The organism is Streptomyces sp. JK94 (genome assembly GCF_053613315.1).
Map to the genome: position 1 here is coordinate 560,607 of NZ_JBSICH010000001.1, position 21,439 is coordinate 582,045.

Here is a 21,439-nt window from a genome sequence, read left to right on the forward strand (position 1 = left end):
TCACGCCCGGAGGACAGCCCATGGGCCTGCCGCCCCTCGCCTCGGGCCCGCACGGCCCCGACGCCCTGCGGCCCCTCCTCGACACCGTGCTGGAGGCCCTGCGCACCGGCACGGCCGCACGCGGCGGCCCCCTGCCGGCCGGCGGCCCCGACGCCGTCGCCGCCCGCGTGGCGGACGCGGCCGGCGAGATCCTGCCCGACCGGGGCGACCCCGACGCACTGCGTGCCCTGGTCACCGCACTCGCCGAAGGCGCGGCCGACCCCGCGCACCCCCTGTGCGCCGCCCACCTGCACGGCGCCCCCCTCGCCGTCGCCACCGCCGCCGACCTCGCCGCGAGCGCCCTCAACCCGTCCCTCGACTCCTGGGACCAGGCGCCGGCCGCCTCCGCGCTGGAAGCCCTCGTCACCCGCGCCCTCGCCCGGGAAACCGGCGCCGCCGACGCGCTCGTCACCACCGGCGGCACCGAGTCCAACCAACTCGCCGTCCTGCTCGCCCGCGAAGCACACGGCGCGAACCTGCGGCTGGTCCACGCGGCGGGCGCCCACCACTCGGTGCCCCGCGCCGCCTGGCTCCTCGGACTGCCCGAGCCCGTCTCCGTCCCCGCCCCGGCCGGCACCCTCGACCCCGCCGCCCTCGACACGGCACTCACCCAGGTCCCCGGCCCCCACCTCGTCGTCGCCACCGCCGGCACCACCGACGCCGGCCTCGTCGACCCGCTGCCCGAGATCGCCGACCGCTGCGCCGCCCACGGCGCCCGCCTCCACGTCGACGCGGCCTACGGCGCCGGACTCCTCTTCAGCGACCGGCACCGCCCCCAACTCGCCGGACTGGAGGCCGCCCACACCGTCACCCTCGACCTGCACAAACTCGGCTGGCAGCCGATCGCCGCCGGCCTCCTCACCGTCAAGGACCCCGACGACCTCGCCGCACTCCACCACCACGCCGACTACCTCAACGCCGGCGACGACACGGACGCGGGCCTCCCCGACCTCCTCGGCCGCTCCCCGCGCACCAGCCGCCGCCCCGACATCCTCAAGATCGCCGTCACCCTCAAGACCCTCGGCCGCACCGGACTCGGCGCCCTCGTCGACGACGTCTGCGCACTCGCCGCACACTTCGCCGCCCTCGTCCACGACCACCCCGGCTTCGAACTGCACGCCCCGCCCACCATCAGCACCGTCCTGTTCCGGCCCGCCCACGCCACCGACGAAGCCGTCGCCGCCGCCCGTCGCACCCTCCTGACCACCGGCGGCGCCGTCCTCGGCCGCGCCCGCGCCGACGGCCGGCTCTGGCTCAAGGCGACCCTCCTCAACCCCCACACCCGGCCCGACGACCTGGCCGCCCTCCTGGCCCTCGTGCACACCACCCTGGAAGGACACACCGCCCGGTGAACCCCGCCCCCTGCCCCCCGCCGGACACCCCCCGCGACCTCGTCGGCATCGGCATCGGCCCCTTCAACCTCTCCCTCGCCGCACTGGCCGACCCGCTCACCGGCCTCCACACCGTCTTCTACGAGCAGCGCCCCGCCTTCCACTGGCACCCCGGCCTGCTCCTCGACGGCGCGCGCGTTCAGGTGCCCTTCCTCGCCGACCTCGTCACCCTCGCCGATCCCACCAGCGACTGGAGCTTCCTCAACCACCTCAGAGCCCGCGAACGCCTCTTCCCCTTCTACTTCGCCGAACGCCTCCACACCCGGCGCGCCGAGTACGACGCCTACTGCCGCTGGGTCGCCGAGGGCCTCCCCACCCTCCGCTTCCACCACCAGGTCGACGCCGTCCGCTGGAACCCCGAACGCGACCTCTTCGAGGTCGACTACACCCAGCTCGGCGCCGACGGGGAAGCCGAAGCCCTCGGTCGCACCCACACCCGCAACGTCGTCCTCGGCGTCGGCACCGAACCGTACGTCCCCGACCCGCTCAAACCCCTCGTCGGCGCCCCCGGCGCCCCCGTCCTCCACGCCGCCGACTACCTCGACCACCGCGAGGCGCTCCTCGCCGCCGGACACGTCACCGTCATCGGCACCGGCCAGTCCGGCGCCGAGATCTTCCTCGACCTCCTGCGCCACCGGCCCGCCGGCCGCGAGAAGCTGCACTGGCTCGGCCGCACCGAGGCCTTCGCGCCCATGGAGTACTCCAAGCTCGGCCTGGAACACTTCACCCCCGACTACACCCGTTACTTCCACGCCCTCGCCGAACCGGTCCGCGACCGCCTCGTCGCCGGACAGTGGCAGCTGCACAAGGGCATCGACGCCGACACCACCGCCGCGATCCACGACGAGCTCTACCGCCGCACCCTCGACGGCGGCTGGCCCGACACCGTCCTCACCCCCGGCGTCCACGTCCGCACCGCCGGCCGCCTCGCCACCACCCAGCTCGAACTGCACCTGGAACACACCCAGCAGAGGACCCGCTCCCGCCTCACCACCGACGCCGTCGTCCTCGCCACCGGCTACCGCGAACGCCCCCTCGGCCGCGTCCTCGCCGGCCTCGACCCCTACATGCGCCGCGACAGCCGCGAACGCCCCCGCGTCGACGACCGCTTCCGCCTCGTCCTCGACCCCTGCGTCACGGGCCGCGTCTACGTCCAGAACGCCGAGACCCACACCCACGGCGTCGGCGCCCCCGACCTCGGCCTCGCCGCCTGGCGCAGCGCCACCATCCTCAACGACCTCACCGGGCAGGAGCCGTACCCGCTGCCGGCCCGCACCGCCTTCACCGCCTTCGGCCTGGAACGGGGGCGGCCCCAGATCCCCTCCGCACGCGACCACCGGACACTGACCCCGCTGGTCGAGGGAGCCTGAGGCCGCCCCGGACGCTCCGGCTCAGAACACCGGCACACCGTCCCGCGTCAACGACCAGTCCACCGACGCGAAGTCCGCCGGGTCCAGCACACCCCTCGCCGTCACCCACTCGGCGATCCGCGTCCGGATCTCCGTCGACTCCGACCACAGCTCCTTGGCCGCCGCCACGTGCGGGAAGGCGCCCCCGCCATTGGCCCGGTAGTTGTTCACCGCCAGCACGAACTGCCGGGCGTCGTCCAGCGGAGCACCGTCGTACGCGAGGTCGCGCACCCGCGAACCGGGCGCCTGCGCGATGTCGATCTCGTACGTCAGCCCCGACACGTAGTCGTAGTTGTAGTCCGGACGGCCGTTCGCGTTGGTCAGCTTGTCGACGTCCACCGGCGCACCGGCCGCCGTCTGCACGTAGTACTCCGCCGAGTACTCCAGGTACGCCCGCAGCTGCGCACCCGTCATCAACTTCGCCACCAGGGTGTTGTCGTACACGTACAGGCCCGACAGATCCCGGATCGTCACCTCGCCCGCCGGGATCTGCGAGGTCCGCGAGAAGGGCGACGCCTGCGCGAGAACGGGCAGCGAGGCGTACTCCGTACCGGCCAGCGCCTCCCTGACCACGTCCTCCTGCACCTTCGTGATCAGATCGATGACCGGGGCGTCCGTGTACCGCGCCTCGACCGTCGTCAGCGTCTCGGTCGCGGTGCCGACGACCTGGTTGACGTACGCCACCACCTTCGCGTGCTCGTCCGACAGCAGCCGGGTGATCCGCGGGTCGTCGGCGACCGTGTTGGTGTTGCGCAGCGACGCCTTGACCGACTCGACCCGCCAGCGCCCCCGCTCGAAGACCAGCTCGAAGTCGAACAGCGTGAGCCGCTCGGCGTAGCACAGCGGCTCCGACAGCACGACCGTCCTGCCGGTCTCCTCGTTGACGACCTTCAGCTCCGGGATCTCCACGTGCGCGTGCCCGACCAGGATGGCGTCGATGCCCGGGACCAGCCTCGCCACATTGGCCGCCGCGTTCTCCACGTACGGGATCTGGTCACCGTAGGACGACGTGCCCGACGACCCGGAGTGCGCCGACACGACCACGACGTCCGCACCCATCGAGCGCAGCTTCGGCACCCACTTGGCCGCCTGCTCCTCCAGACCGGGGAAGGCCAGCTTCCCCTGCACGTACGCCTTGTCCCAGATCGCGATGCCCGGATTGGTCAGCCCCAGCACCGCCACCTTCACCGGCGGTGCGCCCTTCACCCGGAACGTCTTCATGAAGTACGGCGGGAAGGCCGGCTTCAGCGTCTTCGCGTCGACCGCGTTGGCGCCGAGCAGCGGGAAGTCGCACTGCTCCTCGAACCTGCGCAGCGTCTCGATGCCGTAGTTGAACTCGTGGTTGCCGAGCGCCACCGCGTCGTACCCGATCGCGTTCATCGCCTGCGCCATCGGGTGCACCGGGCCGCCCTTCGCGGTGATCGGCTCCACCTTCGCGAAGTAGTAGGCCAGCGGGGTGCCCTGGATGGTGTCGCCCGCGTCCAGCAGGAGCGTGTGGTGGCGGCCCTTCTCCTCGCGCACCTGATCCACCAGCGTGGAGACCCGGGCCAGGCCCTGGGCGTTGCCCGCCGAGTCCGCGTACGCGGCGTCCTTGAAGTAGTCCCAGTTGAAGACGTGCCCGTGCAGGTCGGTCGTGCCCAGCACGGTCAGCGCGTACCGCTTGGGCTTCCTGCGGGTGCGGTGCGCGGGGGCCGCCTGTGCCGCCGGAGCCGCCGCCGCACCGGTCAGCGATACCCCCGCCCCCGTCACGGCGGACCTGCTCAGGAACTTCCGGCGGTTCAACGGCATGGGTGGCTCTCCTCGGGCGGCGACGTGTCATCGACAACGCGCGTAGATTCCCTGACGCGCGTAGATTCCTTCCTGATCACGCCGCGTGTCAACAGGCGTCCGCCCACTCGCCCGAAAAGGCGATATGAGCGCCGGGAATGCTCGTCGGAGCACCCCGGCGCACCATGCAACACTTGTCAACAACCCTTCACCCGGCCGTGGCTGGGTGGTCACGTACGACCCATTCGCTACTGGTCGGTACGTCATAGGCTCGGCTCATGCGCCGAGCGAAAATCGTCTGCACTCTTGGGCCCGCCACCGACTCGTACGACCGGATCAAAGACCTGGTCGAGGCCGGAATGGACATCGCCCGCTTCAATTTCAGCCACGGCACCCACGCCGAACACGAAGAGCGCTATCACCGTGTCCGGAAGGCGTCCGACGAAACCGGCCGCAGCGTCGGCGCCCTCGCCGACCTTCAAGGCCCGAAGATCCGCCTCGGCCGCTTCACCGAAGGACCCGTACTCCTCGAACGCGGCGACACCTTCACCATCACCGTGGAGGAGGGCGTCGAAGGCGACCGCCACACCTGCGGCACCACCTACGCCGGCCTCGCCGCCGACGTCACCCCCGGCGAACGCGTCCTCGTCGACGACGGCAAGGTCTGCCTGGAGGTCACCGGCGTCGACGGCCCCCGGATCCGCACCGAGGTCGTCGAGGGCGGCATGGTCTCCGACCACAAGGGCCTCAACCTCCCCGGCGTCGCCGTCTCCGTTCCCGCCCTGTCCAAGAAGGACGAGGACGACCTGCGCTGGGCCCTGCACGCCGGGTTCGACGTGATCGCCCTCTCCTTCGTCCGCAGCGGCCGGGACGTGCTGGACGTCCACCGCGTCATGGACGAGGAGGGCCGCCGCCTCCCCGTCATCGCCAAGGTCGAGAAACCGCAGGCCGTCGAGAACATCGAGGACATCGTCGCGGCCTTCGACGGCATCATGGTCGCCCGCGGCGACCTCGGCGTCGAAATGCCCCTCGAACAGGTGCCGATCGTCCAGAAGCGTGCCATCAAGCTCGCCAAGCGCAACGCCAAACCGGTCATCGTCGCCACCCAGATGCTCGACTCCATGATCGACAACGCCCGCCCGACCCGCGCCGAGGCCTCCGACGTCGCCAACGCCGTGATCGACGGCACCGACGCCGTGATGCTCTCCGGCGAGACCAGCGTCGGCAAACACCCGATCGACACGGTGCGCACGATGGCCCGGATCGTCGCGGCGGCGGAGGAGGACGTCCTGGCCAAGGGGCTGCCCCCGCTGACCGAACGCAACAAGCCCCGCACCCAGGGCGGCGCGGTCGCCCGCGCGGCGGCGGAGATCGGCGACTTCCTGGGCGCCAGGTTTCTCGTCGCCTTCACCCAGTCCGGCGACACCGTCCGCCGCCTGTCCCGCTACCGCTCGCCCATTCCGCTGCTCGCCTTCACCCCCGAGCCGGCGACGCGTTCCCAGCTGAGCCTCACCTGGGGGGTGGAGACCTTCCTCGGCCCGCACGTGGACTCCACCGACGCGATGGTCGACCAGGTGGACGAACTGCTCACCCGGTACGGGCGCTGCGAGAAGGGCGACGTCGTGGTCATCACGGCGGGCTCCCCGCCCGGGGTGTCGGGCACGACCAACCTGGTGCGGGTGCACCACATCGGGGAGGACGACAGTCCCGAGTGAGCCCGTACCCGGGGCCGGCGCGGAGGCCGTCCCCGAGGGGTGCGGAGGCTTCGCGGGCTACGGAGACGAGGAATGTGACGAATACGAGGAATGTGAGGAATACGGGGAAGGGGCCGCGGTGGTCGCGGGGGGCACACGGCAAAGAGTGGATGTGCACGGGAACGTGGACATCCACTCGCTGACGGCAACCTTGGGAAACAAGGAAAAGTGCCCCGGGTCGGACTCGAACCGACACTGTATGGGTTTTGAATCCATTGCCTGCTGCCAATTGGGCTACCGGGGCCCGCGGAATCGAAGGTTTCCCCCGACCCTCCGCGCGTCCACCTTACCGCAGCTAGGTAGGCTCTTGTCAGCAGTACCCCTGCCCCGAACGAGGAGCCCCACGTGACCGCCCCCGAGTCGCCCCAGCCCGCCGACGCGAACGACGACGACCAGTCGCACGTGCCCCCGCTGACGACCCGTGTCGTCATCGCCGAGGACGAGGCGCTCATCCGGCTGGACCTCAAAGAGATGCTGGAGGAGGAGGGGTACTCCGTCGTCGGCGAGGCCGGGGACGGGGAGCAGGCCGTGGAGCTGGCCCGCGAGCACAGGCCGGACCTCGTCATTCTCGACGTGAAGATGCCCAAGCTGGACGGCATCTCCGCGGCCGAGCGGATCGCCGGGGAGAGCATCGCGCCGGTGCTGATGCTGACCGCCTTCTCGCAGCGCGACCTCGTGGAGCGGGCCCGGGACGCCGGAGCCATGGCATACCTGGTGAAGCCGTTCAGCAAGAGCGACGTCGTCCCGGCGATCGAGATGGCCGTCTCGCGCTTCACGGAGCTGAAGACGCTGGAGAAGGAGGTCGCGGACCTCAGCCAGCGGCTGGAGACCCGCAAGCTGGTGGACCGGGCCAAGTCGGTGCTCCAGACGGAGTACGGCCTGACCGAGCCGGCCGCGTTCCGGTGGATCCAGAAGACGTCGATGGACCGGCGGATGTCGATGCAGCAGGTCGCCGAGGCGGTCATCCAGGACGCCGAGGAGAAGAAGGCGTCCAAGGGCTGACGTCCGGTGCTCCGCGAGGCCCGTGTCCCCCGTGTGGCGGGGGGCGCGGGCCTCGTCGTGTCCTCCTCACCCTCCCCGCACGAAACCGTGTCCCACGAAACCGTGACCCTCAGAGGCCGCGTCCTGTTCTAGGGTGCCGCCAAGCACCGGAACGGGGGAGGAGCTGTGGAGCAGGCGGAGACGGCGCTCGCCGAGCGGATCGCCGAGCGGCGGGCAGGGCTGGGGGACCCGCGGGCGCTGGTGGGCGAGATGCGCAGATCGACGCTGCTGGTTCCGCTGGCCGACGGCGGTCTGTGGAGTGCGCGGTCGGGCGGGGTGCGGTGGGTCTGCGGCTTCACCGACGAGGCGGCACTGGCCCGGTTCGCCCTGCACCACGCGCCCGGTGGGCGGTCGCTGGAGTACGCCGAGCTGCTCGGCGCCCGGATCGTCGACGAGATCGTGCCGTCGTTGGGTGAGCCGGCGGGACTCGCGGTGGACATCGCGACGCAGGACGGGTCGATGTTCTTTCCGCCGGTGGCCGGGATCGTGCCGGACGGGGCTGCCGTGGACACGGGCGAGGAGGGCCGGGCATGAGCGGGGACGGGCCGGACGTGCAGTTCGGCAAGGCGGCGGTCGCGAAGTTCACCAAGGGACTCGGCGACACCATCGACCAGCTCGGCGAGGTCGGCGACGCCACGGGCTCGGTGATGGGCAAGGGCTTCTCCGGGCTGGCGATGACCGGCATGGAGGCCGGACACCACGGGCTGTCGACCGACTTCGAGGACTTCTGCGAGCGCTGGGAGTGGGGCGTGCGCGCCCTGGTCCACGACGCGAGCGCGATCGCCGGCCGGCTGGGGCTCGCGGCGGGCACGCAGTGGGAGCACGACCAGTACGTCGAGGGAACGCTGAAGGTCGGGGTGAACTCGGTGATGGGCGGTAGTCCGCACGCCTCGGAGGAGGAGATCATCCGGCAGGGCTGGGGCGACGTGTTCACGCCGGACCATCTCAACCCGGACTGGAGCGCGCAGTCGTTCGAGCAGGCGGGGCAGGACATCTCGCAGACCTGGAAGGACACCGGCCGCACCGTCCTGACCGAGGGTGAGGGCGGGCGCCGGGCGCAGCTGCTCAACGAGGTGCTCGGGGTCTCCGACGACCGGTTCGACCAGGCGCTGGACGACACGTTCGGCCCGTCGCCGCAGGAACGGGCGCAGCAACAGGGTGAGTCCGGGGGGAACTGAGCGTGGGTATCGGCGGTTTCATCAGCGACATCACACCGGACTCGGTGGAGAACGCGGTCGAGGACGGTGTCGAGTGGGTCGGCAACCGGGTCGAGGACGCCGGCGACTGGACGGCGGACCGGCTGGACGACGTGGGCTGGCAGTCCGGTGCGGACTGGGTACGGGAGCAGTCCCGTTCGGTGGCGAACCGGATGGGCGCCGAGGTCGACGAGATGGATCTCGGGCAGACCGAGGACAAGACGAAGCTGGTGTACGGCAGCGCGTCGAAGATCCGGTCGACCGCCGAGCGGCTGCGGGGTTTCCAGTCGTCGTTCGACGGTGTCGGAGAGGGCCTCAAGGGCCTGGACTCCTCCGAGCTGAAGGGGGAGGCCGCCGAGGCCCTGCGCAGGGCGGTGCGGACCCAGCCGCCGAAGTGGTTCGGGGGTGCGGACGCCTGTGAGGCGGCGGCGGCCGCGCTGGAGGCGTTCGCGGGGACCGTGACATGGGCACAGGGCCAGGCGCAGACGGCGATCGACAAGTGGAAGGAGGGCGTCAAGGCGTCGGAGGCGGCGGCGGACGCCCACCGCAAGAAGGTCGACGACTACAACAAGGCCGTCGACCGCTACAACGCGCAGGCCCCGGACAAGCGGGACCCGTCGATGCTGCCGCCGTGTCCGGCGCCGACCTTCGACGATCCGGGCAAGAAGCTGATGCAGGAGGCGCAGGACCTGCTGGCCGAGGCGCGCAAACAGCGCAACACCGCCGCGGAGACCGCGCGCGGCGCGGTGCGTGCGGCGCGTGACAAGGCGCCGCAGAAGCCGTCGTACGCCGATCAGGCCGGTGGCGGTCTCCAGGAGCTGCAGATCATCGGCGACCATGTCGGCGGTGGCGTCATCAAGGGCACCGCGGGGCTGCTGAACTTCGTCCGCAGTGTCAACCCGATGGATCCGTACAACATCACGCACCCCGCGGAGTACGCGACGTCGCTCAACAGCCTGGCGGCGGGGCTGGTGGTGGCGGCCAACGACCCGGTCGGCACGGGCAGGCAGATGGTCGGCGACTTCATGAAGGACCCGGCCGAGGGGTTCGGCCGGCTGATCCCGGACCTCGCGCTGACCGCGGCGACCGGGGGCGGCGGCGCGGCGGTCAAGGGTGTGCGGATCGCCGCCGACGCCGCCGACGCGGCGCGGGTGCGCAGACTGGTGGACGACGCCCCGCAGGGCACGCACGACCGTCCCGACGCGGAGCGCACCACGGACGGCACGGATCCGGTGGACCTGGCGTCGGGGCGGATGTTCCTGCCCCAGACCGACGTGCGCATTCCGGGCGTCCTGCCGCTGGAGTTCACCCGCCGCACCGAGTCGGGCTGCACGACCGGCCGCTTCCTCGGCGTGTCCTGGACGTCCACGGTCGACGAGCGCCTGCACGTCGACCCGGTGGGCGTCGTCCACGTCACCGCCGACGGCCTGCTGATCACGTACCCGCACCCGCTGCCCGGCACCCCGGCACGCCCCGAGTCGGGCACGGGACGGACCCGGCTCGCGCGGGATGCCGGCGGCGACTACACGGTCACCGACACCGACACCGGCCTGGTCCGCCGCTTCACCGCCCCGGTGGGCAGCGAACCCGGTGGTGACGGAACCGCCTGGCTGACCTCCGTCACCGAACGCAACGGTCACACGCTCACCGTCGACCGCACCGACGACGGCCTGCCCCTGGCCCTCGTCCACTCGGCGGGCCGCGCGGTGAAGCTGGCCACCACCGACGGCCGGGTGACCGCGCTGTCGCTGGCGGGCGCGGGTGAGGACGGCGCCGACCTGCCCCTGATGGCCTACGGCTACCAGGACGGCAACCTCACCGCCGTCACCAGACCGTCCGGCGCCACCACGACGTTCGTCTACGACGACCGCCGCCGCGTCACCGCCTGGATCGACTCCAACGGGAGCCGGTACGCGTACGTGTACGACGACCGCGACCGTGTCGTCGCCGAGGGGGGCGAGGACGGACACGTCCAGATCACCCTCGCGTACACCGAGCCGGACCCCGGGACCGGCCGCCGTACGACGACGCTCACCACGGCCGACGGTGCCGTCACCCGCCATCTGCTCGGTCGCGGCTGCCGTGTCCTGGCCACCACCGATCCGCTCGGGAACACCACGCGGTTCACCCATGACGCGCGGGGCCGTCTGCTCAGCCGCACGGACGCGTTGGGACGTACCACCGCGTACGGACACGACGAGGACGGCCGGCTCGTCACCGTCACGCACGCCGACGGCAGCGAGCTGCGGGCCGAGCGTGGTCCGCTCGGCCTGCCGACCTCGCTGCGGGGCCCGGACGGGGCGCGCTGGCTGCAGGAGTTCGACGAGCGGGGCAACCGCACCGCGATCACCGACCCGGCGGGGCACACCACGCGGTGGTCCTTCGACGGTGCCGGCCGCCCGACGTCCGTCACCGACGCGCTCGGTGCCCTCACCACGGTGCGGTGCGACGCCGCCGGGCTGCCGGTCGAGGTCACGGACCCGGCCGGCGGGATCACCCGGCTGGAACGCGACGCGCTGGGCCGTCTGGTGCGGATCACCGATCCGGTGGGCGGGGTGACCCGGCTCGCGTGGACCGTGGACGGCCGGCTCGGGCGGCGGGTCGGCCCGGACGGTGCCGTGGAGTCGTGGACGTACGACGGGGAGGGCAACTGCCTGACCCACACCGACGCGGCCGGCGGGGTGTCGCGTTACACGTACACGCACTTCGACCTGGTCACCTCCCGTACGCGTCCGGACGGTTCGCGTCTCGACTTCGCGTACGACGCGGGCCTGCGGCTGACCCGGGTCGTCGACCCGCAGGGTCTGACCTGGAGCTACGCGTACGACAGGGCGGGCCGGCCGGTCGCCGAGACGGACTTCGACGGGCGGACCGTCACCTACCGCCTCGACGCGGCCGGGCAGCTCACGGCGCGTGTGGACCACGGCGGCGGCACCGTCTCGTACGCACACGACGAACGCGGCCGGGTCGTCCGCAAGGAGGCCGCCGGCCGGGTCACCGCGTACGCGTACGACCGCGCCGGGCGTCTCGTCCACGCCCACGGCCCCGACGGTGAGCTGATGCGCCGCTACGACCGGGCGGGCCGGCTGAAGACCGAGCTGGTCGACGGCCGTGCCGTCGACTACGGCTACGACGCCGCGGGCCGCCGGAACCGCCGGGTCACGCCGACCGGTCACGTGACCACCTTCGCGTACGACGCCGCGGGCCGTCCCACCCGGGTGGTCGCCGGGGGCCGCACGGTCTCGTTCACCCACGACGCGGCGGGCCGGGAGCTGGCGCGCGTGTTCGGTGACTCCCTCGTCCTCACCTCCGCCTGGGACGAGGCCGGCCGGCTGTCCGAGCAGCGTCTGGCGACCGGGTCCCGCACGCTGAACTCCCGTTCGTACGGTTACCGTGCCGATGGTCACCTCAGCGAGGTGTCCGACGGGCTGTCGGGCGTCCGTACCCTCGACCTCGACCCGGTGGGGCGGGTCACGGCCGTTCACGCGGGCGGATGGACCGAGCGGTACGCGTACGACGCCTCCGGGAACCAGACCGAGGCAGCCTGGCCCGCGTCGCACCCCGGCCACGAGGCCACCGGCCCCCGGGCCTACACCGGTACCACCGTCACGCGGGCGGGCGGTGTGCGCTTCGAGTACGACGCCCTCGGCCGCGTGGTCGTGCGGCAGAAGACCCGGCTCTCCCGCAAACCCGACACGTGGCGCTACGTGTGGGACGCCGAGGACCGCCTCGTCGGCGTGACCACTCCGGACGGCACCCGCTGGCGGTACCGCTACGACCCGCTGGGCCGGCGCACCGCGAAGGAGCGTCTCGCCGGTGACGGCGGGACGGTCGTCGAGGAGGTCCGGTTCACCTGGGACGGCACCACGCTGTGCGAGCAGGTCTCGGTCGGTGCCGAAACGCCGAACCCGGTGGTGCTGACCTGGGACCACCGCGGTCTCGTGCCGCTCGCCCAGACGGAGCGCATCCTGACCGCGGACGCCCGTCAGGAGGAGGTCGACCGGCGCTTCTTCGCCATGGCGACGGACCTGATCGGCGCGCCCACCGAGCTGGTCGACGCATCGGGTGACGTCGCCTGGCGCACCCGCGCCACCCTGTGGGGAACGACCGCCTGGAACCGTTCGAGCACCGCGTACACGCCGCTTCGTTTCCCGGGGCAGTACTACGACGCGGAGACCGGTCTCCACTACAACCTGTTCCGTCACTACGACCCGGAGACCGGCCGGTACACCTCTCCCGACCCGCTGGGTCTGGCACCGGCCCCGAACCCGGTCGCCTACGTGCACAATCCCAGCACGGTCTGCGACCCGCTCGGTCTGTCGCCGTACAAGGACGGCGAGGGGCCGGCGATCGGCGAGTACACCTCCAAGGGCGAGGGCCAGGACCTCAAGCGGTCGGCCAGGGTCGGTGACGACGAGTGGCACTTCAACACCGGTCACGGCTACGACCGCGCCCACACCGGTCCGGGCGGCGACCGGAACGACCTGCGGACCACCGGCCTGGACCCCGACCGGATCGAGCAGGCGATCGTCTCCGACGTGTACCGGCACATGGACGGCGGCGGCACGGTGCCCAAGCCGGGGCCGGGGTTCACCGGGCCGTTGGAGCGGACGGTGCAGATCGACGGGCACGATGTCGGGTACCGCGTCATCCAGCGGCCGGACGGCGCCTACCAGCTGTCCACGTACTGGCTGAACTGACCGTCCTCCGGCCGGTGCTAGGGTCGGTCCACCCTGTGGAGAGCGCTGTCGTGAGAAGGAAGAGATGTCCGAGCTGACGTCGGTGGCCAGGAGCCTCGGCCGTTCCCTGGACGAGGCCGGTGCCGAGAGCCGGGAGGTCCGGGACGCCGTCCGGGAGTTCGTCGAGAAGGTCACTTTCGCGAGTGCGGACGAGATCCGGGGGATGCTGCGCGAGGTCCTCGCCGAGGACTGGATGGCGCTTCCGCCGTGGGCCCGCAACCTCGCCTACCGGCTGGCCTGCCTCCAGAGCCCGGACGATCCGGAGCTGCTGCGCGAGGCCGCCGCCGACCTGCTGTGCTTCGGTCCCGACTGGGACGCGGAGGCGGAGGACCTCAAGCGGCGCGCGGCGGAGCTGGAGTAGCCCCCGGCCGCGCTGCGGAGCCGAGGACCACGTGGACCGGCGGGGAACGAGCGGACCGCCGCCTCATGAGGGGGCGGTCCGCTCGCGCGGTGTGCTCCCGGCTCAGTCCTCGCCGAGATAGGCCTTGCGGACCGACTCGTCGTGGAGGAGGTCCTGTCCGCTGCCGGACAGGACGATGTTGCCGACCTCCATGACGTGGCCGTGGTCGGCCAGGGACAGGGCGGCCTGGGCGTTCTGCTCGACGAGCAGGATGGTGGTGCCCTGGGACTTCAGCTCGGCGATGGTCGCCATGATCTTCTGCATCATGATCGGCGAGAGGCCCATGGAGGGCTCGTCCAGCATGAGCAGCTTGGGCTGGGACATCAGGGCCCGGCCCATGGCGAGCATCTGCTGCTCACCGCCGGAGAGGGTGCCCGCGGCCTGCTTCCGGCGTTCGCCGAGGATCGGGAAGAGGTCGTAGGCGCGCTGGATGTCCTTCTCGATGCCCGGCTTGTCGCTCCGCAGGAAGGCGCCGAGGCGGAGGTTGTCCTCGATCGTCATGCGCGGGAAGATGTGCCGGCCCTCGGGGGAGTGGGCGAGTCCGAGGGAGACGACCTGGTGGGCGGGGACCTTCTTGAGGGACTTGCCGCCGAACCTGATCTGGCCGCCGACCGGCTTGAGGAGCCCGGACAGGGTGCGCAGGGTGGTGGTCTTGCCGGCGCCGTTGGTGCCGATCAGGGTGACCACCTCTCCGGCGTCCACCGTGAACGAGATGCCCTTGACGGCCTCGATCTTGCCGTAGGCGACGCGGAGGTCCTCGACCTCGAGCAGTGCGGTCATCGGTCGTTCTCCTTGCCGGCCGCGGTGTCCTTGGTGGTGTCGGCCTGGGCGGCCCCCGTGGCCTCGACCTCGGCGGCCTCGACCTCGGCGGCCTCCGCCGCGCCGGGGGCGTTCTCGAAGGGCTCGCCGAGGTAGGCGGCGACCACGCGCTCGTCACCCTGCACGGTGGCGCTGTCGCCCTCGACGAGCTTCTCGCCCTGGACGAGGACGGCGACGCGGTCGCAGAGGTTGAAGATGAAGCGCATGTCGTGCTCGATGACGAGGACGGCGATGCCCTGGTCGCGGATGGCGAAGACGAGTTCCTCGGTGGCGCGTGTCTCCTGGGGGTTCATGCCGGCCGTCGGCTCGTCCAGGAGGAGCAGGCCCGGTTCGCTGGCGAGGGCGCGGGCGATCTCCAGCTTGCGCTGTTCGCCGTAGGGCAGGTTCCGGGCGAGGTGGCCGGCTTTGGGGGCGAGGCCGACGAAGTCCAGCAGTTCCATGGCACGTCGGCGGGAGGAGGCCTCGGCCTTGTGGAAGCCGGGGCCGCGCAGGACGGCTGACCAGAAGCCCTCCTTGGTGCGGGTGTGGCGGCCGACGAGGACGTTCTCCAGGACGGTCATGTTGGCGAACAGGCGGATGTTCTGGAAAGTCCGGGCGATGCCGGCGGCCGTCACCTTGAAGGACTTGGCCGGCAGCACCTGGTCCTTGTAGCGGACTTCGCCCTCGGTGGGCGTGTAGAGGCCTGTCAGGCAGTTGAAGAAGGTGGTTTTGCCGGCGCCGTTGGGGCCGATGAGGCCGACGATCTCGCCGCTGTTGACGGTGAGGTCCACGCCGTTGACGGCCGTGAGTCCGCCGAAGCGCATCGTGACGCCGCGTGCGTCGAGGACCGTGGTGCCGGGGGCAGGGGCGCCCGGGGTGGTGCCCTTGGTGGTGGTGTCCGTGGTCATGGTGGTCAGGCCCCTGTCTTGCCGAGGACTGCGGGCGCTTCGGCCTTGTCGTGGAATTCCAGCTGGCGGCGCCGGTTGGGGATGAGGCCTTCGGGGCGGAACCGCATCAGCAGGACGAGCGCGAGTCCGAAGGCGAGGAGCTGGTAGTCGCCGAGGAACTGGAGCTTGTTGGGGATGAGGAAGAGGAGTGCCGCGCCGAGGAGCGGCCCGCCGATGGTGCCCATGCCGCCGAGGACGACCGCGGCGAGCAGGAACGCGGAGTTGGGCGGTGTCGTACCGGCGAAGAGGTACTGCTCGGGGGTCACGGTGTAGGTGACGTGTGCCTGGACGGTGCCGGCGAGGCCGGCGAGGGCGGCGCCCACGGCGAACGCGATCAGTTTGACGCGGAAGCCGTTGATGCCCATGGCGAGGGCGGCGGTCTCGTCCTCGCGGATGGCGACCCAGGCCCGGCCAATGCGGGAGTCGCTGCTGCGCCGGAAGACGAGGACGACGACGGCGGTGATGATCAGCATCAGGAAGAAGTAGTTGGCGAACCGGCCGATGGTGACGCCGAGGATGTCGTGCCGGGCGCCGAGGTCGAATCCGAGGATCTTCAGGTCCGGCACGGCCGAGATGCCGTTGGAGCCGTTGGTGATGTCGGGTCCGGAGGTGCCGTCCATGTTGAGGACGGCGATGCGGAAGATCTCACCGAAGCCGAGGGTCACGATGGCGAGGTAGTCGCCGCGCAGCCGCAGGGTGGGGGCGCCGATCAGGACGCCGAAGACCAGTGAGGCGGCGGCTCCGACCAGGACGGCGGCCCAGAAGGGGAAGTGGACGCCGAACGGTGAACTGGGCGAGCCGGAGACCAGGGCCGCGGCGTAGGCGCCGACGCCGAGGAAGGCGACGTAGCCGAGGTCGAGGAGGCCGGCGAGGCCGACGACGATGTTGAGGCCCAGGGCGACGGTGGCGAAGATCAGGATGTAGACGCCGATGGTGGCGTACCGGTCGTCGGTCTGGGTGAAGGGGAAGAGCGCCGCGGCGACGAAGGCGCCCCAGATGGTGACGGTCTGGTGCCGTGCGGTGATCTGGGTGGCCTGGCGGATGAGCCCGGCCTTGTGGGCGGCCGCGAAGCCGAACCCGGCCGTGATCAGGAAGCCGACGAAGAGTTCGTCGTACTCGGTGCCGATGCCGTAGGTGAAGACGGTGAGGCAGACGGCGAGGACCGCGACGATGATGAGGATCTCGGCGTAGGAGGGCAGGGCGGGCACGGGGCGGGGCTCGCCGGAGGCGAAGGCGGCCTTGACGGTCTGCCAGCCGTGACCCGCGCGGTGCCTGGCGAGGTCCCAGCCGCTCTCGTCGGGGTCGACGGGGTCGGGCGCGGGGCGCTCGAAGGGGAGGGCGAGGGCGCCGAGGAGGGCGGCGAGGGTGACGATCGCCGCGGTGTAGGCGCCGGGTTCGAGGTTGACCAGGCCGCCCAGCTGGAGGGTGATGGCGAGGACGGTGTACCAGGTGGTCGCGAAGGTGGCGAGCGCGGCGAATCTCAGCGCCGCGTCGGCGCCGGCGGGGGTGAGCCAGCGCAGGCCTTTGAGGCCGTAGGAGGAGAGGCCGAAGAGGGTGGTCAGGGCGCCGCCGATGAGGACGAGGACCTGCAGGCCGCCCGGGTAGCCGTAGACGGTGAGGTCGCCGGGGAACGCGGCGGTCCAGGTCCAGGCGAGGAAGGTGGAGACGACGGTGAGGAGGCCGCCGCCGGTGGCGAGGGCGCGTCCGAGGTGCGGGGGGATGCCGATGAGGCCGGTTGCCGCGCCGGTGGCGGGGGCGTTCGGGGTCTTTTCGGTGGTCTGTGTGGTCATCGGTGTCACGCCCTGTCCGCGACGCGCTCGCCGAGCAGGCCCTGTGGCCTGAACAACAGCACAAGGATGAGGAGGATGAAGGCCCAGACGTCCGCCCAGGACTGGCTGCCGAACTGCCCCAGGCCGGGGATGTCGCCGATGTAGGCGGTGGCGAGGGTTTCGGCGACGCCGAGGACGACTCCGCCGATCATGGCGCCGTAGATGTTGCCGATGCCGCCGAGGACGGCCGCCGTGAAGGCCTTCAGCCCGAGGATGAAGCCCATCTTGAAGTCGACGTGGCCGTACTCCAGGCCGTATGCGACTCCGCCGATGGCGGCGAACACGGCGCCGAGGGCGAACGCGATCACGATGATGCGGTCGGTGTTGACGCCCATCAGCTTGGCGGTGTCGGAGTCCTGGGCGGTGGCCTGCATGCCGCGTCCGGTGCGGGTCTTCATGACGAAGTAGCCGAGGAAGGCCATGCTGACGGGGGCGGCGACGAGGAGGAAGATGCTGCCGGTCTGGAGGGTGATGCTGCCGATGTGGAAGGGGCCGCCCTCGATCTGCGGGAAGGTGCGGGCGGACTTCGCGTCGGGGTACCAGGCCCAGACCGCCTGCTGGAGGGCGAGCGAGAGGCCGATGGCGGTGATGAGCGGGGCGAGGCGGGGGCCACCGCGCAGGGGGCGGTAGGCGAAACGTTCGGCCCCGATGGCGACGGTCACCGAGACGATCACGGCGCCGAGGATCATCAGGGGCAGGGCGATCAGCATGGAGGTGCCGTCGGGCAGGACGTACATGTAGACCGTGAGCGCGCCGAAGGCGCCGGTCATGAAGATCTCGCCGTGGGCGAAGTTGATGAGCTGGACGATGCCGTAGACCATCGTGTAGCCAATGGCGATCAGCCCGTACATGGATCCCAGTAGCAGGCCGTTGACCAGCTGCTGCGGCAGTTCGTTCACCGCATGTCCTCCGAGAGGTTCGGATGTTCGACGGATGTGGCCGGGTGTGAGTCCGCGCGGGGCGCCTGTGCAACAGCGCCCCGCGCGGCTCTCGGGTGGTGCGGGTGTCTCGTCGGACGACTCAGCCGGTGTAGGTGCCGGACTTCACGGCCTTCCAGTCGCCGTTCTCGACGGCGTACACGGTCAGCTGCTTGTTGGTGGCGTCACCGAACTCGTCGAAGGAGACCTTGCCGGTCACTCCGTCGAAGGAGACGTTCTGCATGGCCTCGACGACCTGGGCGCGGGCGTCGTCGGGGAGCTTGCCGTCGTTCTTCTCGACGACGGTCTTGACGGCCTCGATGATGGCCCAGGCGGAGTCGTAGGAGTAGCCGCCGTAGGCCTCGAAGGGTTCCTTGTAGCCGCCGGCCTTGTAGTTGGCGACGAACTCCTTGGCCGAGGGCAGTTCCTCCACGGGGGCGCCCACGGAGGTGGCCAGGTCGCCGGTGCCGCTGGCGCCGGCGAGCTTGATGAAGTCGGCGCTGTAGATGCCGTCACCGCCGACCAGCGGAATCTTGGCGCCGGTGCCCTTGATCTGCTTGCTGAGCGGGCCGGCCTGCGGGTATTCGCCGCCGTAGTAGACGACGTCGGCGCCCGAGTTCTTGACCTTGGTGGCGACCGCGGAGAAGTCCTTGGTGTCCGGGTTGATGTGCTCGGTACCGACGACCTGGCCGCCGAGCTTCTTGAACTCGTCGGTGAAGGTGCCGGCGAGACCGGCGCCGTAGGTCTTCTTGTCGTCGATGACGAAGGCCTTCGTCTTCTTGAAGTCGTTGAAGACGTACTGCGCGGCGAACGGACCCTGGATGGCGTCGGTGGTCGCGGTGCGGAAGTAGGTCTTGAACGGGCGCTTCTTCTCCGTGCGCCAGTCCGGGCCCTGGGTCAGCGAGGGGCCGGTGTTGGCCGGGGAGACCAGGGCCATGGTGCCGGACTCGAAGACCTGCTGCATGGACTCGCCGACCGAGGAGTTGAGCGGGCCGACCACGCCGAGGACCTCGTCGTCGGCGACGAACTGGCTGGCGTTCTGCTGGCCCACGGAGGGCTGGCCCTGGTCGTCGAGGGCCTCGACCTTGAAGGTGATGCCCTCGACGTGCTTGTCCTTGTTGGCGGTCTTGGCCGCGAGGTCCGCCGAGTTCTTGATGCCGAGGCCCAGCGCGGACAGGTCGCCGGTCAGCGGGGCGTCGACGCCGATGACGACGGTGGTGCCGCCGCCGTCGTTGCCGGAGTCCGAGCCGCCGTCGTCGTCGCGCGAGCCGCAGGCGGTGAGGGTGAGTGCTCCCGCCGCCAGAGCGGCGGTGATGGCGATGAGCGAACGTTGACGCACGATCAGTCCTTTCCCTGGCACGGCCGCTTCCCCGTGGAAGCGGCCGAGTCGAGCGCTGGGCCGAAGTGACAATCGGACGGCGCGGTGACTGGCCGTGACTCTAAGCGTGTGTGGGGAACGTGGAGGAGAGTCTGACTCAGGCTGTGACGCTCTTGTTATGACACGGGGTAATGCAGAGCGGTACTGGCGGGGAAGAAGGGCGGAATTCCGGCCGATTCGCCCTGTCCGCATGCTGAGAACCCGCAGGAACGGCCGCCTGAGTTCAGGCGTCTGGGGCGTTTTGGTGATGACCGGGATTTGTTGCTGCAGGCGACCCCGGGGGCGTGGGACGGGTGTCGCACATAGTGCGTTCCCGGGATGAAACCGCGGGCGTGTATTGCGCGCGCATTACGCAGCGTTACGCGCAGAAAAAGGAATGCGAGGTTCCGGGGTGTTTTCGCGTATTCCGTCGCTCGTGGAGTGGCGATGATCTTACGGGTGGAATGCGCCTTTGTCTGAAATGGCGTGGTGGTGGGGGGAGAGCAACGGGATGCCGTCGCAGGGGCCGGCCGAGCCGGGGCCCGGTGGCGGGCGGGGAGCCGGGGCGCGTCATGGGCGCGCCGGTCGCGGGAGTCCTCGCCCGGCTCGGCGGGGTTGGTGCCGCTCACTGCCACGGGCCGTCGCTCGGGTCGCCGTCGCGGTGGTGGACGGCGCAGGAGTCGGATACCTGGCGGTCGATCAGCTCTTCGGCCGCTCCGAGCCCCTTATCGCGCCTGGTGACCTGCGCGGCCTCCACGGCCTCCCACAGGATGGCGTACTGCCGGTTGGGCAGGCCCATCGACTGGTGGTCGCCGTAGGGGTGCCTCCGGCCAGCATCTCGTGCGTCCAGTAACCGACGGCGGTCGTGCACAACTCCTCGGCGGACGGGGTGGGTTGCGCCGGTGCCGTGGCGGATGTGGCGGATGTGGCGGCCGTGGTGGTGCCGGGGCCGCGGCCTTCGGTGCCGGGACTGCCGCAGCCGGCCGTCGGAGCGGCGGCCGTCAGTGTCAGCGCGAGGCCGGGCAGCCCCGGTGCGCGCCGGGACCGTCGAGCCGCCGCCCCCGGCCGGGGGGCCTCTCCCCGTTCCACGTACCGAAGTTGGGGCGCCGGGTGGCCGGGGACAATGCCGTGACCGGCGGAGACGTTGCGGTCGGGCCCGCCGTCCCGCGGGCGGGGCGGCGCCGTGTGCGGAGCCGCCCTGCGGGCGCGGGCAGCCCCCGTGGCGGACGCCGGCCCCGCGCCCGGCGGCGGCGCGTGGACGGGAGCGGTGCGCGCTCGGGAGTGGTGCGCGCCTTGGTCCCGGAGTTCCGGAGTCCCGGAGTCCTGAGGTCCCGGAGTCCCGGGCCCGCAGCCCGCGTGCCGCTCAGCCCGTCGCGCCGGCCCGCTCGGCGTCGCCCGGGTTCACGTCCCGCAGCAGGCAGGTCAGCCGGGCGGTGCACACGCGGCGGTCCTGCTCGTCGCTGATCACTATCTCGTACGTCGCCGTCGACCGGCCCCGGTGCACCGGCGTGGCCACTCCGGTGACCAGGCCGGAGCGGACTCCGCGGTGGTGGGTGCAGTTCAGGTCGACGCCGACGGCGATCTTGGAACTGCCGCCGTGCAGCATCGAGCCGACCGACCCGAGCGTCTCGGCCAGCACCGCCGAGGCGCCGCCGTGCAGCAGCCCGTACGGCTGGGTGTTGCCCTCCACCGGCATGGTGCCGACGACGCGGTCGGCCGACGCCTCGAGGATCTGGACGCCCATGCGGGTCCCGAGGTGCCCCGCGGAGAACAGCGCGGGCAGGTCGACGCCGAGCGCGGCGTACTCGTCGACGACTTCCTGCGGGAACTGCACCTGCTGCTGCTCGCCCATGGA

The 21,439-nt window shown here is 71.3% G+C and carries 16 protein-coding genes and 1 tRNA gene; 8 read left to right on the top strand and 9 right to left on the bottom strand.

The features are described from left to right. Nucleotides 1-20: 20 nt before the first annotated feature. Both ACVV2G_RS02630 and ACVV2G_RS02635 read left to right on the top strand, forming a co-directional pair. Nucleotides 21-1,391, top strand: coding sequence for a pyridoxal phosphate-dependent decarboxylase family protein (locus ACVV2G_RS02630; RefSeq protein WP_453840895.1), 1,371 nt, complete (start codon nt 21-23; stop codon nt 1,389-1,391). Beyond that, nucleotides 1,388-2,800, top strand: a complete 1,413-nt coding sequence (locus tag ACVV2G_RS02635) for a lysine N(6)-hydroxylase/L-ornithine N(5)-oxygenase family protein (protein WP_453840896.1) — start codon at nt 1,388-1,390, stop codon at nt 2,798-2,800. Before ACVV2G_RS02630 ends, ACVV2G_RS02635 begins: the two co-directional genes overlap by 4 nt. A 21-nt stretch (nt 2,801-2,821) precedes the next feature. Here the strand turns inward: ACVV2G_RS02635 and ACVV2G_RS02640 are convergent, their stop codons facing one another. Further along, a complete protein-coding gene (locus ACVV2G_RS02640; RefSeq protein ID WP_453840897.1) occupies nt 2,822-4,627 on the bottom strand; it encodes a bifunctional metallophosphatase/5'-nucleotidase in 1,806 nt (601 codons plus the stop codon). A gap of 257 nt (nt 4,628-4,884) precedes the next feature. Between ACVV2G_RS02640 and pyk the strand changes: the two genes are divergently transcribed. Next, nucleotides 4,885-6,321 (top strand): pyruvate kinase, encoded by a 1,437-nt coding sequence (pyk, locus tag ACVV2G_RS02645; protein ID WP_453840898.1) that lies wholly within the window; start codon nt 4,885-4,887, stop codon nt 6,319-6,321. A 208-nt stretch (nt 6,322-6,529) separates the two neighbouring features. Here the strand turns inward: pyk and ACVV2G_RS02650 are convergent. After that, nucleotides 6,530-6,604, bottom strand: a tRNA-Leu gene (locus ACVV2G_RS02650). A gap of 101 nt (nt 6,605-6,705) precedes the next feature. Here ACVV2G_RS02650 and ACVV2G_RS02655 point away from each other — a divergent pair. From ACVV2G_RS02655 to ACVV2G_RS02675, 5 genes are all read left to right on the top strand, one after another. Then, complete coding sequence (locus ACVV2G_RS02655; protein ID WP_453840899.1) at nt 6,706-7,362, top strand: ANTAR domain-containing response regulator; 657 nt, start codon at nt 6,706-6,708, stop codon at nt 7,360-7,362. A 165-nt stretch (nt 7,363-7,527) separates the two neighbouring features. Beyond that, a complete protein-coding gene (locus tag ACVV2G_RS02660; protein WP_453840900.1) occupies nt 7,528-7,935 on the top strand; it encodes a hypothetical protein in 408 nt (135 codons plus the stop codon). Further along, nucleotides 7,932-8,579 (top strand): hypothetical protein, encoded by a 648-nt coding sequence (locus tag ACVV2G_RS02665; protein ID WP_453840901.1) that lies wholly within the window; start codon nt 7,932-7,934, stop codon nt 8,577-8,579. The genes ACVV2G_RS02660 and ACVV2G_RS02665 overlap by 4 nt, the downstream gene beginning before the upstream one ends. A gap of 2 nt (nt 8,580-8,581) precedes the next feature. Further along, nucleotides 8,582-13,297: a putative T7SS-secreted protein gene (locus tag ACVV2G_RS02670; protein ID WP_453840902.1), complete on the top strand. Its 4,716-nt coding sequence runs from the start codon at nt 8,582-8,584 to the stop codon at nt 13,295-13,297. A gap of 64 nt (nt 13,298-13,361) precedes the next feature. Then, a complete protein-coding gene (locus ACVV2G_RS02675; RefSeq protein WP_453840903.1) occupies nt 13,362-13,697 on the top strand; it encodes a hypothetical protein in 336 nt (111 codons plus the stop codon). A gap of 102 nt (nt 13,698-13,799) precedes the next feature. On the opposite strand, the gene ACVV2G_RS02680 is transcribed toward ACVV2G_RS02675, so the two are convergent. The 7 genes from ACVV2G_RS02680 to ACVV2G_RS02710 form a co-directional block, all read right to left on the bottom strand. After that, nucleotides 13,800-14,516 (bottom strand): ABC transporter ATP-binding protein, encoded by a 717-nt coding sequence (locus ACVV2G_RS02680; protein WP_453840904.1) that lies wholly within the window; start codon nt 14,514-14,516, stop codon nt 13,800-13,802. Next, nucleotides 14,513-15,442, bottom strand: a complete 930-nt coding sequence (locus tag ACVV2G_RS02685) for an ABC transporter ATP-binding protein (RefSeq protein WP_453840905.1) — start codon at nt 15,440-15,442, stop codon at nt 14,513-14,515. Before ACVV2G_RS02685 ends, ACVV2G_RS02680 begins: the two co-directional genes overlap by 4 nt. Nucleotides 15,443-15,447: 5 nt before the next feature. Continuing rightward, nucleotides 15,448-17,271 carry a branched-chain amino acid ABC transporter permease gene (locus tag ACVV2G_RS02690; protein WP_453840906.1) on the bottom strand — a complete coding sequence of 608 codons (1,824 nt, stop codon included), beginning with the start codon at nt 17,269-17,271 and terminating at the stop codon, nt 15,448-15,450. 5 nt (nt 17,272-17,276) lie between these two features. Beyond that, a complete protein-coding gene (locus ACVV2G_RS02695; RefSeq protein ID WP_453840907.1) occupies nt 17,277-18,209 on the bottom strand; it encodes a branched-chain amino acid ABC transporter permease in 933 nt (310 codons plus the stop codon). 121 nt (nt 18,210-18,330) lie between these two features. Then, a complete protein-coding gene (locus tag ACVV2G_RS02700) occupies nt 18,331-19,566 on the bottom strand; it encodes a branched-chain amino acid ABC transporter substrate-binding protein (protein ID WP_453840908.1) in 1,236 nt (411 codons plus the stop codon). Nucleotides 19,567-20,209: 643 nt separating this feature from the next. After that, complete coding sequence (locus ACVV2G_RS02705) at nt 20,210-20,383, bottom strand: hypothetical protein (RefSeq protein ID WP_453840909.1); 174 nt, start codon at nt 20,381-20,383, stop codon at nt 20,210-20,212. Nucleotides 20,384-20,947: 564 nt separating this feature from the next. Next, nucleotides 20,948-21,436 (bottom strand): hotdog fold thioesterase, encoded by a 489-nt coding sequence (locus ACVV2G_RS02710; protein ID WP_453840910.1) that lies wholly within the window; start codon nt 21,434-21,436, stop codon nt 20,948-20,950. Nucleotides 21,437-21,439 lie beyond the last annotated feature (3 nt).